Consider the following 12,077-nt stretch of genomic DNA (forward strand, 5'->3'; position numbering starts at 1 on the left):
GAGACCAGGCCGCTCTCATAGTCATCCACCCAGGCCAGCGCGCCGTACCAGGCCAGAATGCCGAACATCAGCATGCCGCACAGCAAGGCATAGACCCGCTGCCAACACTGCATCCGCCAGGGCATGCGTTCCGCCAGCGCCAGCATGGCCAGATGCAGGCTGCGCGAAAAAGCCGTCGCGGTGCCAATAAAGGTCATGACGACAACCAGAAATACCGAAATTTCTTCCGTGAAGGCAAAAGACGCATTGGTCAGATAACGCGTCGCGACATTCAGCAAGGTAATGACGCACAGCACAGCCATGATGCCCGCTGCCAGGGCTTCCTCCAGATGGAAGCCCTGGCCTGAGCCGGCAGGCACTGGCACATTCTCCGATGATTCACCAGACATAATCCCAATCCAAACAAAACCAGCCGCGCCTGCGGCTGGTTTTCCTGCGGCAACACGCCGCGATTCCCCGGCCGCCTGGCTGGCGGCCCCGCATCAACGGCTGGCAGCCACTTCCTGCTGTGCCTTGCGTACCAGCTCTTCCCCTATGGTTTTGGACCATTTTTCGAGCACCGGCTGCGTCGCCTGAGCGAACGCCGCTTTTTCCTCATCGCTGAGCAGCGTGACTTGCACGCCCTGCGCGATGGCCTGCTGAATCAGGGCGTCATCACCAGGGCTGACGCCCTGGCGGGTGGCGGCAACCTCATTACGGGCCGCCTCCAGGGCTGCCTGGCGCACGATTTCACGGTCTTCGGGCGACCAGCTGTCCCAAGCCTTGGCCGATACCGCAAACACCAGGGGGTCATTCACATAATTCCATTTGGTCAGGTAGGTCTGGCCCAGCGTGTGCATCTTGGCGCCCACGAACAGTGAAATCGGATTTTCCTGGCCATCGACCACTCCGCTTTGCAGCGCGGGCTGCGCATCGGCAAAAGTCATTTGGGTCGGGTTGGCGCCCAGCGCGGTATAGATATCATTGAATATCGGCGACCCAACGACCCGGAATTTCAGGCCTTTCAGATCCTCGGGCTTGCGGATTTCATGCTTGGAATTACTGATCTCACGCGCCCCGTTTTCCCCCCAGGCCAAAGGAACCACTCCGCGCTTGCGCACAATCTCGAAGAGTTCATCGGCGACCGCGCCGCTGGTCAAAGCATCGAAAGCCTTGTCGTCCGGCACCAGAAACGGCAGCAGAAACAGATTCAGCTCCTTGACGTGCGGCGACCAATTGATGACTGACGACACATTGAAATCAATCCCGCCCTGGCGCAAAGCCGTGAATTCGCGTGTGGTTTCCCCGCCCACCAGCGACGAGCCGGGATACCACTTCACCTGAATGCGGCCGTCGGTGCGTTCATTGACCAGGCGCGCCCACTCCTGCGCCCCGCGCCCTAGCGGAAAAGCGTCATTGACGTTGGTAGATAAGCGGTATTCCTGCTTGTAATCCGCCGCGGCGGCAAGCCCGGCGGCGCTCAGGAACAAAGATAAAACGGCAGCGGGCACGGCTGCGTAACGGAACAGCGTCTTCATGAGACAGTCTCCACACGGGAATGATTGAGCAAGGCAGCCGCCGTCGCGCGGATCCTGCCGGCGTCGATGCGTGATTCGTTTTCCAATACTGGCGCATAGCCCACCGGAATGCGCGGCGCGCCCAAACGGGCGACCCTGGCACCGGTGTGTTCGGCTACCGTGGCGGCCACTTCCGCACCGAAGCCCCCGGCCTGCACCGCTTCATGCACAACCAGCAAATGACCGGTGCGCGCCGCCGACGCCAGCACCGCTTCCTGGTCCCAGGGCCAAATGGTGCGCAGGTCCAGCACTTCCGCGCTGATGCCTTCCGCCGCCAGTTGTTCCGCAGCCTGCTCGCAGGCCTGAACCTGGCGTGACCAGGACACCAGCGTGACATCACTGCCCGCCCGCACCACCCGCGCTTGACCCAAAGGCACGATGGCGCCCGGCGTCACCGCGCCGGTGCTGCCCCATAGTTCCTTGTGTTCCATATAAATCACCGGATCACCGGACGCGAGCGCGGCATGCAACAGCCCATAGTTGTCCGCCGGTGTCGCTGGCGTCACGACCGTCAGCCCTGGAATATGGGCAAACCATGACTCCAGCGACTGCGAATGCTGCGCTGCCGATGCGCCCCACAATCCGATGGGCATGCGCGCCACCAGCCCTACCCGGCCCTGCCCACCGAACATAAAGCGGTTTTTCGCGGCCTGATTGACGATTTCATCAATGGCGCACAAGGCAAAATCCACCACCCGCAATTCCACAACGGGCTTGAGCCCCGCCAGGGCCATGCCTACCGACGCGCCGACAATCGCAGCCTCGGAAATCGGGGTATCAACAATTCGCTGCTCGCCAAAACGCTGAACCAGGGGCTGATTATCGGTATCCCGATACTGCCCGAACACGCCGCCGCGCCCCAGATCTTCACCCAGAGCCACTACCGTCGGGTCAGCCTCCATGGCCTCGCTCAAGGCCAGGGCCGCCGCCTGCGCGTAACTCAGATTCAAGATGCTCATCGCCATACTCCTTCACCGGTCGTCGTGATATCCGCATAGGCGTCCGCGGCCTCAGGGAAAGGATCGTCCTGTGCCGCCGCCAGTGCGGCGTCTATCTCTGCGCGCGCCTCGGCCTCGATGCGCACCGCTTCATGCAGCAGGCCACGCGCTTCCAGCCGCTGGCGCGCCCGCAGCAAAGGATCCCGCGTCAGGGCTGCTGCCACTTCTGCCGGGTCCCGGTAGGTGCCTGGATCCACCGACACATGGCCTTTATGGCGGTCCGTCATCGCATGCAGCAGCCGGGGCCCCTGTCCGGCACGAATCTCGGCAATCCATTGCGCCGCGGCGGCGGCCACCGCCTCGACATCGTTGCCATCCACTTTCCGTGCCGGCACGCCCAAAGCCTGCGCCCTGGCACTGGCGCCTTCGCCCGCCGTCATGGGCGCGCTGGCCGTGGTCGCGGAAATGCGGTTGTCCTCACACACGAATAACACGGGTAATTGATAGACCACGGCCCAATTCAGCGCTTCCAGAAAGGGGCCGCGATTAATGGCGCCATCGCCAAAAAAAGAAACGGCAATCGCATTCACGCCGCGCAATTTCAATGCCTGAGCCGCCCCGACGGCAATTGGCAAACCCGCCGCGACCACGCCATTGGCGCCCAGCATGCCGACGGAAAAATCCGCAATATGCATGGAGCCGCCTTTGCCTTTGTTATAGCCAGTCGCGCGGCCGAATAATTCGGCCATCATGCGTTTGCTATCCGCGCCTTTCGCCAGCGTATGACCATGCCCTCGGTGCGTGGAAGTCAGGAGATCTTCCGGCTGCAAATGGGCGCATACCCCTGCGGCCACGGCCTCCTGGCCAGTCGATAAATGCAGCGGCCCGCGCACCAGCGCCGGTTTGCTCGACGCCGACAGCCCCCATGCCTGCACGCCGCCCTGGCTGGCGACTTCTGCCGCATCCTCGAAGGCGCGAATCCGGACCATCGTCCGGTAAAGTTCCAATAGCTCTGCCATACACCCGGTGTTTCATAACCAATAGAATTAAATTCATTCCATATCAATCAATAAATGAAATGAAGCCGGGCACAACAATAGCAGCCGCTATTTATGAATAAAACGAATTTTGAATTATGTCCTTATATCCGCCGTGATCCATTCCATGATTTAAATAGGCCATCAAATAACTTTAAGGGATATTGATTACAGCACTTCATTAAAATAATTATTTGCTGCTCATGTTTTCCGGCCCGGGCAATCTTCGCAGGCATAAAAAAAACCGGCCTGGCAGGCCGGTTTTCTCAGGGTATGAGCCGTCTCACACTTTGGCGCGGTAAAAGCACTTCCACAATACCGCCGCTGTGACCCCGCAAATTGCCATGGCCAGCGTCATCGGATAAGCCGTACCATTCTGGGTCGCCGCCACCAGGCTGCTCACGACAAACGCAAAAGTGAACTGCAGCACGCCTATCAAGGCCGAGCCGCTGCCGACGTGCTGCATGCTGGCGCGCAAGGCCACCGCCGCGGCGTTGGCGCCAATAAAACCCAAGGTGCTGATCGTCAGCCACAGAGGCACGAACAACAGCGGCAGGCTATGCAGACTGACCGCCAGCACCGTGCAGACACCCGCCACGGCGTTCACACGCAAGGCCCAGGCCAGCAGATGGGCTGGCGGATGGCGCCGCAACAAACGGCGATTGATGGATGCCCCCACAATCAAGGCGCAGGCAATCGCGGCAAACAGCAAGCCGTAGGTCTGTTCATCCGCCCCATGCAGCTGCATGAAGACAAACGGCGAACCGGTAATGAACGCAAACATGCAGGCCTGGGCCATGCCGCCCAGAATGGCCGGCACTACAAACCCCCGCATGGCCAGCAAATGCCCCCAGATGCGGAACACCCCGCCCAGGCTGATACGGCGGCGGGCCTCAGGGGGCAGCGTTTCCGGCAAATAACGCCAGGCCAGCGCCCAGCACACCATGCCAAACAGCAGCATGATGACAAACACGGCGCGCCAGCCGAAATGCGTCACCACAAAGCCGCCGACAATGGGGCCGAGAATAGGCGCCAGCGTCACGATGGCCATCATGAGTGACAAGGCGCGCGCGCTTTCCCGGTCATCATAGAGATCACGGATAATGGCCCGCCCGATCACCATGCCTGCCGCGCCGCCCGCCGCCTGCAAAAAGCGCAGCAACATGAACCAGCGGATATCCGTCACCATCAGGCACAGCACGGTCGCCAGCACATACAGACTGATGCCGACCATCAAGGGCCGCAGACGGCCGTAACGATCTATCATCGGCCCATACACCGCCTGCCCGCATGCCAGCCCCAGGAAAAACACGGACAGCGATCCCTCGACCCCGCCTTCCGGCACGGAAAAATATTTTTCCAGCAAATGGAATGCGGGCAAATACATATCGGTTGCCAGCGGGGCGAACGCCGTCAGCATTGCCAGAATGACAATGATGCCGCCGGAGGATACTGCCTGTTTTTGCCTATTGATGGGCTCAGCCATTGATTCTTCCTGATTGAAACGACAAGCGCCAGCCCTGCGGCTGGCGCCCTTTGCACCATGCATGATACGGAGATAACCGCGCCAGTGTCACCCGCAGCCGCCTGTGCCGGGCTGCCAGCGCTACCGGGCCAGCGCCTGCCTCTGCACGAAGTTGGACTGACTGTCCTGAGTTACGATGCGAAATCCACTACCGCTATACCAGGCCGGCATCTGTGTTCCGGCCGCCCTATCTGGAATTCCGGCATCATGTCACCCACCGTCGCCAGCTACTGCTATCTGCTGATCGCCATCATCGCCGAAGTCATTGCCACTTCCACGCTCAAGCTTTCCCAGAGTTTTACCCGCCCCTGGCCCAGTCTCATCACCATACTGGGCTACGGTATTGCCTTTTACTGCCTGTCGCTGGCGCTGCGCACCATGCCGACCGGCATTGCCTATGCCATCTGGTCTGGGCTAGGCATCGTCCTGATTTCCATCGTGAGCTGGCTGTTTTTCAAACAAGCCCTGGACCTGCCCGCCATCATCGGCCTGGCACTCATTATTGCTGGCGTGCTGGTGATCAATGTCTTTTCCAAAAGCATCGCCCACTGAATTGCCTGATTGGCCTACCGGTCCGCGCCGCCATCCGGCAGCGCCTTCTTAGCGCGGCGCGCCTATCGGCTGATAGCCCTGCCAAGCAGGCCGGGCCGGCTGGCCATCGGGATTGGCAGTCAAATGGATATGCCAGCCATCCAGCTCGCCCAGCATCAGGCAATCGTCCACATCCTTCAGGTTGTCCCGGTGCTGATGCCCGCTCCCCGTCAACAGACAGGCCAAGGCCCGGTTTTTCGCTGCCGCGGCATCCGGCGCCACGAACAAGCCATATTCATGCTGCTCGGCCAGCGTGTCAGGCCGGTAACCGCCAACGTTGACAAAAAACAGCCGGGGCTGCTCCGCCGCCGGCGCCTGCGGGCGCAGACAGACATCATAACCGTCTGCCCAGGCAATCACACTGTAGCCATCGACATGAATCTTGTCCGGGTCGCCAAACCAGGCGGCCCGCAATAACGGCCATGCCGCTTCCGGCTGAGCCACCGCGGCAAACTGAATGTCATGAACTTCGATATTGGAACGGCCGGCATTGCCGCCGATATAGAACATGTGCAGCTGAACCAATTTTTTTCCCGGATAGTCAACAAAGCCTGGCGCGGAGACGCCACCACATTCATTCAAACAGAAACACGGCAAAACGGAAAAGCCGGTTCCCGCAAAAACAGGAACCGGCTTCTGAACCTCTGCCCGGCCATCATCCGCCTGCCATCAGGCAACGGATACACCGCCAGAGAAACGCTGGGCAGCCCGCACCGGCACAGGGCCGGCGGCAGCTGCCGCTTTATTCGAACGGTACTTCTCCGACTGCTTGCGCAGCACTCTCGCCGGGCTCGGATTCATCGACTTTTTCCCGAAGTTCCTTGCCCGCCTTGAAATGCGGAACCTTTTTGCCGGGAACCATGACAGGTTCACCGGACTTGGGGTTGCGGCCCACACGGGCCGCACGCAGGGACAGGGAAAAGCTCCCGAAGCCCCGTATCTCGATACGCTGACCCGAGGCAAGCGCCTGGGTCATGGCATCAAGGACGGTCTTGACCGCATAGTCTGCATCCCTGGCGGCAAGCTGGGGATAGCGTGCCGCCAGGATGGCGATCAATTCCGACTTCGTCACCGCGTCTTAACCGTTGTCGCGCTGGAGATCCAGCTTGGCCTTCAGCAGCGCGCCCAGGTTCGTCGTACCCGACGAAGCGCTGGCTTCGGACATGCGCTGGATGGTTTCAGCGGTTTCAGCGTTGTCGCGAGCCTTGATCGACAGCTGGATCGAACGCGTCTTGCGGTCGATGTTGATGATCATGGCGTCGATGTTGTCACCAGCCGTCAGGGCGGTGGTTGCATCTTCGACACGGCCTTGCGAGATCTCGGAAGCGCGCAGGTAGCCTTCGACGTCAACCGACAGGGTCACAACAGCGCCCTTGGCTTCAACCGACTTGATGGTACCTTGAACCACGGCGCCCTTTTCATAGGTCGCGACGTAGTTGTTGAACGGATCGCCTTCCAGCTGCTTGATACCCAGCGAGATGCGTTCCTTCTCGACGTCGATGCCCAGAACCACGGCGTCAACTTCGTCGCCCTTCTTGTAGTTGCGCACGGCTTCTTCGCCCGTTTCCGCCCACGACAGGTCGGACAGGTGAACCAGGCCGTCGATGCCGCCTTGCAGGCCGACGAACACGCCGAAGTCGGTGATCGACTTGATCGCGCCACGGACCTTGTCACCGCGCTTGAAGTTCGAGGAGAACTCTTCCCACGGGTTGGCGCGGCATTGCTTCATGCCCAGCGAGATACGGCGGCGGTCTTCGTCGATTTCCAGAACCATGACTTCGACTTCTTCGCCCAGGGTGACAACCTTGCGCGGATCGACGTTCTTGTTGGTCCAGTCCATTTCGGAAACGTGCACCAGGCCTTCGATGCCGGCTTCCACTTCCACGAACGCACCGTAGTCGGTCAGGTTCGTGACCTTGCCGAACAGGCGGGTGCCTTGCGGGTAGCGGCGGGCCAGACCGATCCAGGGATCTTCGCCCAGTTGCTTGACGCCCAGGGAGACGCGGCTCTTTTCCTGGTCGAACTTGAGCACCTTGGCTTCGACTTCCTGACCCACTTGCAGGACTTCGGAGGGGTGACGGACACGGCGCCATGCCATGTCGGTGATGTGCAGCAGGCCGTCGATACCGCCCAGGTCAACGAACGCGCCGTAGTCGGTGATGTTCTTGACGATACCCTTGACCACTGCGCCTTCGTGCAGGGTTTCGAGCAGCTTCTGACGATCTTCGCCCATGGTGGCTTCGAGCACGGCGCGACGCGACAACACGACGTTGTTGCGCTTGCGGTCGAGCTTGATGACCTTGAACTCCATGGTCTTGCCTTCGTACGGCGTCGTGTCCTTGACGGGACGCAGGTCAACCAGCGAACCCGGCAAGAAGGCGCGGATGCCGTTGGTCATGACCGTCAGGCCGCCCTTCACCTTGCCGGTGATGGTGCCAGTGACCAGTTCATTGTTTTCGAGCGCCTGCTCCAGTTGCAGCCAGGCCGACAGGCGCTTGGCGCGGTCACGCGACAGGATGGTGTCGCCGTAGCCGTTTTCGAGGGAGTCGATCGCGACGGAAACGAAGTCACCCGGTTGGACTTCGACTTCGCCCTGATCGTTCAGGAACTCTTCCAGGGGAATCAGCGCCTCGGACTTCAGACCGGCGTTGACAACAACGAAGTTGTGGTCGATGCGCACGACTTCAGCGCTGATGACCTCGCCGGAACGCATGTCCTGGTTCTGGACGCTTTCGGCAAACAGATCGGCGAAGCTTTCGCCGGCTTGAATAATGGAAGAATTGGCAGACATTGAGAATCCACAGCGGCCCGAGGGCCGTTTGTTACACGCCCGGCAGGGGATCAGCCGGCCAGGCGGAGTTCACGGAAAGCCCGGGCGGCCCTTGCGGCCCCTAGGCAACGATTTCGGACCAAAGCTGCAATATGGCCCGGGTGGTTTCCTCGGCCGTCCAATCGGACGAATCGAGGGTAATAGCATCCTGCGCAGCCACTAGCGGCGCCACGCTGCGATGGGTATCGCGCGCGTCGCGCTCGCGCATGTCGCGCAAAATATCCTCTAGATTAGCAGAAATCCCTTTGTCACTCAACTGCTTAGCCCTGCGCCGCGCACGCGCCTCGGCGCCAGCCACCAGGAATATCTTCAATGGCGCATCCGGAAACACGATGGTACCCATATCACGGCCATCGGCGACCAGGCCCGGCGCGCAGCGGAAGGCCCGCTGGCGGTCCAGCAGCGCTTCACGGACAGCAGGCAGCGCCGCAATGCGCGACGCCCGGTTACCGACCGCTTCCTGGCGGATGGTTTCCTCCACCCGCCCGCCATCCAGCCAGATCGCACCGTTTTCAAAGCGCACATCCAGATTCCGCGCCGCCTGCGCCAGACCATTCAGGTCATCGTCACCGATAGCTGCCCGGGTTGCGGCCAGCGCCGTCAGCCGGTACAGCGCGCCGCTGTCGAGCACTTGCCAGCGCAGCGCATTTGCCACGGCCTGCGCCACCGTCCCCTTGCCCGACGCCGTCGGGCCGTCGATGGCGATGACCGGCGCCGGAGCGGCGCTGGCGGCAATAGACGCGGTTTGGGAATTGCTCATGAAACAACACTCCTGCTACGCCACCAGGCGCGCATAAACATCAAAATAATCTGGGAAAGTCTTGCTGACGCAGCCCGGATCCATAATGCGTACCGGTACCGGGCCAAAGGCTGCCAGCGAAAAACACATGGCCATGCGGTGATCATCCCAGGTGCCGATGGCAGCAGGCCGCCACTGTCCCGGCGCAGGCGGCACCACCTCAAGCCAATCCGGCCCCGACGTTGCCGTCGCGCCCAGTTTGCGCAATTCGGTTTCCATCGCATGAATGCGATCCGTTTCCTTGACCCGCCAGCTGCCAATGTTGCGCAAACGACACGGTCCGTCGGCAAACAAGGCCAATACGGCCGTCGTCATAGCGGCATCAGGGATCAGATTGAAATCCATATCAAAGGCGCGCAAGCGGCCGCCTTCGGCCACATTGACACCTGACGCCTCCATCCAGTCATCTCCGCACCGGATGGTGGCGCCAATCTGCGCCAGCGTATCGGCAAAGCCAATATCGCCCTGCACACTGCGCGCGCCTACCCCTTCCACCCGCACCGGCCCGCCCCCAATCGCGCCCAGCGCCAGGAAATAGGACGCGCTGGAAGCATCACCCTCGACCAGGTAGCGGCCCGGCGAGACATAACGGCTGCCCGCCGGCACAACAAACCCCGACCAGCCGTCCTGCGCCACCTGCACGCCGAAATCCGCCATCATCGCCAGCGTAATGCCGATATACGGCTTGGAAATCAGCTCACCCGCCACATCAATCCGCAAATCCCTGCCGGTACGCTGCACATGCAGCGGGGCCGCCAGCAGCAAGGCCGTCAAAAACTGGCTGGACACATTGCCCTGCACGCTCACCCGGTCGCGATCCTGGCCTGCCGCGCCCACACCGATCTGCAACGGCGGATACCCTTCGCTGCCCAGGTAGCTCACACTGGCCCCCAACATGCGCAGGGCATCAACCAGATCGCCAATAGGCCGCTCGCGCATGCGCGGCACGCCATCCAGACGGTAGTCGCCGCCATGCAGCGCCAGCGCCGCCGTCAGCGAACGGAAAGCCGTTCCGGCATTGCCCAGGAAAAACTCGGCCTGCGCGGTCGAAAAAGCGCTGACGCCATCCACACTGACCTCGCCCGCCCCGCGCTCCTGCACGCCTACCCCCAGGCCCGACAGCGCATCGAGCATGACGCGCGTATCGTCCGAGGCCAGCACGCCGCGCAACTCCGTGCGGCCAGGCGACAAGGCCGCGAGCAGCAAGGCGCGATTGGAAATGCTTTTGGACCCCGGCAATGCCAGGCTGCCTCGCGCCTGGCTTACCGCAGGCAAATCAAGAAAATGTTCAGTCACTGCGCTTGCCCCCTGGTTGCCATGCCCGCCGCGCCTGCGCGGCTTCGTCCAGCCACTGCTGCAACGCGTCGCCCTCGGTGCGCTCCAGCGCCGCCTCCAGGCGGTCCAGGGTACGGCGCAGCGCCCGCAGCTCGCTTTGCATGGCTGTTTTGTTCGAAAGAAATACGTCCCGCCACATTTCCGGCGACCCGGCCGCAATCCGGGTGAAATCCCGGAAGCCGCTGCCCGCCAACTCAAAACGCAGGTCAGCGTCTTCGCCGGTTTCCAGGTAATGTACATAAGCGGCTGCCAGCCAATGCGGCAAATGGCTCACCGCCGCAAACACGCCGTCGTGGCGGTCCGGCGTCATCAGGCGGGTGCGCGCGCCGCAGGCCCGCCACAGGCTGGCCACCCGGGCCACAGCCTGGGGATCATTTTCCGGCAGCGGCGTCAGAATGACATTGCGGCCGCGGAACAGATCGGCGTCCGCCGCCTGCGGCCCCGTCGCATGGGAGCCGGCAATCGGGTGCCCTGGAATAAACTGCGCCACTTTGCCGCCCAGGGCCAGGCGCGCCTGTTCGATCACATCGGCCTTGGTGCTGCCCGCGTCGGTCAGCACCGCGGCAGGCGACAGCGCATCACGCATCTGCCCCAGCACAGCGCCCATGGCGCTGACCGGCGTAGCCAGCAGAATCAGATCCGCCTCTTGCGCCGCCTGCACGGGCGTCGCTATCGCGTCGATCAGGCCGAGATCCAACGCCGCCTCAAGAGACTGCCGCTGCCGGCCCACGCCGAGCACGCGCCCGACCCGGCCTGCGGCACGCAGCCCGGCGGCAAACGACCCGCCAATCAGGCCTACCCCGACGACAGCAAGCGTCGCGCAGACGCCCGCCCCATTTCCATCCGCAGCAAGCGGTGCATTCATCGTTGCAATACTTCCCTCAAGGCGTCAATGAAGCCCGTACCGCAGACAGGCCACCGGACGGCCCAACGCGCTTTCCGCCCTAGCGGCAAACGCGCTGCAAGCACCTGTCCGGGTAGCCCAGCCGCTGACGCGGACCGGCTATTTCCTGGTGCCGGCCAGGCCGGCAAGCCCGATTTCAGGCCAGTTGCTGCGCAGGATAGGAACCGAGAATTTTGAAGAAGGCTGCCTGCGCCTGCAAGGCCGCCAGCGCGCCAGCGACGTTCTCATCTTCACGATGCCCCTGCACATCGACATAAAAATAATATTCCCACTGGCCGGTACGCGCCGGACGCGATTCAAAACGCGTCATGGACACACCAAACTGGGCCAGCGGAGAAATCATGTCATAGACAGCACCGGCGCGATTCGGCACAGCGAATACCAGGCTGGTTTTATCCTTGCCGCTGCGCGCCGCGTCGCGCTTGCCGATGGCCAGGAAACGCGTGCGGTTCTGCGCATCATCCTGAATGCCCGCCGCCACCACGCCCAGTCGCCAGACTTCCGCCGCGCTTTCACCGGCAATGGCGGCGATGCACGGGTCCGCTGCCGCCAGGCGCGCCGC

At 62.0% G+C, this 12,077-nt stretch carries 13 protein-coding genes; 1 reads left to right on the top strand and 12 read right to left on the bottom strand.

Going from position 1 to position 12,077, the window contains the following annotated elements:
- From ACTJGZ_RS14105 to ACTJGZ_RS14125, 5 genes are all read right to left on the bottom strand, one after another.
- Positions 1–389, bottom strand: a 389-nt coding sequence (locus ACTJGZ_RS14105) for a TRAP transporter small permease (protein ID WP_441663541.1), incomplete at its 3' end; no start/stop codon positions are given.
- Positions 390–482: 93 nt separating this feature from the next.
- Entirely contained in the window at positions 483–1,517 is a 1,035-nt protein-coding gene (locus ACTJGZ_RS14110) for a DctP family TRAP transporter solute-binding subunit (protein ID WP_441663542.1), read from the bottom strand.
- Complete coding sequence (locus ACTJGZ_RS14115) at positions 1,514–2,515, bottom strand: alpha-ketoacid dehydrogenase subunit beta (protein WP_441663543.1); 1,002 nt, start codon at positions 2,513–2,515, stop codon at positions 1,514–1,516. The genes ACTJGZ_RS14110 and ACTJGZ_RS14115 overlap by 4 nt, the downstream gene beginning before the upstream one ends.
- The gene (locus ACTJGZ_RS14120; protein WP_441663544.1) at positions 2,512–3,513 is read right to left on the bottom strand and encodes a thiamine pyrophosphate-dependent dehydrogenase E1 component subunit alpha; all 1,002 of its coding nucleotides are present in this window, start codon (positions 3,511–3,513) and stop codon (positions 2,512–2,514) included. The genes ACTJGZ_RS14115 and ACTJGZ_RS14120 overlap by 4 nt, the downstream gene beginning before the upstream one ends.
- A 301-nt stretch (positions 3,514–3,814) precedes the next feature.
- A complete protein-coding gene (locus tag ACTJGZ_RS14125) occupies positions 3,815–5,017 on the bottom strand; it encodes a multidrug effflux MFS transporter (protein WP_441663545.1) in 1,203 nt (400 codons plus the stop codon).
- Positions 5,018–5,263: 246 nt separating this feature from the next.
- Here ACTJGZ_RS14125 and ACTJGZ_RS14130 point away from each other — a divergent pair, with 246 nt between their 5' ends.
- Positions 5,264–5,608, top strand: coding sequence for a DMT family transporter (locus ACTJGZ_RS14130; protein ID WP_441663546.1), 345 nt, complete (start codon positions 5,264–5,266; stop codon positions 5,606–5,608).
- A gap of 48 nt (positions 5,609–5,656) precedes the next feature.
- Here ACTJGZ_RS14130 and ACTJGZ_RS14135 read toward each other — a convergent pair whose 3' ends face one another.
- The 7 genes from ACTJGZ_RS14135 to ACTJGZ_RS14165 all read right to left on the bottom strand — a co-directional run.
- Complete coding sequence (locus ACTJGZ_RS14135; protein WP_441663547.1) at positions 5,657–6,172, bottom strand: DUF1543 domain-containing protein; 516 nt, start codon at positions 6,170–6,172, stop codon at positions 5,657–5,659.
- Positions 6,173–6,389: 217 nt separating this feature from the next.
- A complete protein-coding gene (locus tag ACTJGZ_RS14140) occupies positions 6,390–6,719 on the bottom strand; it encodes an integration host factor subunit beta (protein WP_415832386.1) in 330 nt (109 codons plus the stop codon).
- A gap of 6 nt (positions 6,720–6,725) precedes the next feature.
- Positions 6,726–8,438: a 30S ribosomal protein S1 gene (gene rpsA, locus ACTJGZ_RS14145; RefSeq protein ID WP_441663548.1), complete on the bottom strand. Its 1,713-nt coding sequence runs from the start codon at positions 8,436–8,438 to the stop codon at positions 6,726–6,728.
- Between the two features lie 100 nt (positions 8,439–8,538).
- Positions 8,539–9,237 carry a (d)CMP kinase gene (gene cmk / locus ACTJGZ_RS14150; protein WP_441663549.1) on the bottom strand — a complete coding sequence of 233 codons (699 nt, stop codon included), beginning with the start codon at positions 9,235–9,237 and terminating at the stop codon, positions 8,539–8,541.
- A 15-nt stretch (positions 9,238–9,252) separates the two neighbouring features.
- Positions 9,253–10,572, bottom strand: coding sequence for a 3-phosphoshikimate 1-carboxyvinyltransferase (gene aroA / locus ACTJGZ_RS14155; protein WP_441663550.1), 1,320 nt, complete (start codon positions 10,570–10,572; stop codon positions 9,253–9,255).
- Positions 10,565–11,476, bottom strand: coding sequence for a prephenate dehydrogenase (locus ACTJGZ_RS14160; protein WP_441663551.1), 912 nt, complete (start codon positions 11,474–11,476; stop codon positions 10,565–10,567). Before ACTJGZ_RS14160 ends, aroA begins: the two co-directional genes overlap by 8 nt.
- Positions 11,477–11,651: 175 nt before the next feature.
- Positions 11,652–12,077 (bottom strand): prephenate dehydratase (locus tag ACTJGZ_RS14165; RefSeq protein ID WP_441663552.1); only part of this gene is annotated, 426 nt, incomplete at its 5' end.

It is taken from the genome of Kerstersia sp. (assembly GCF_052103615.1).
Taxonomy (GTDB): Bacteria; Pseudomonadota; Gammaproteobacteria; order Burkholderiales; family Burkholderiaceae_B; genus Kerstersia.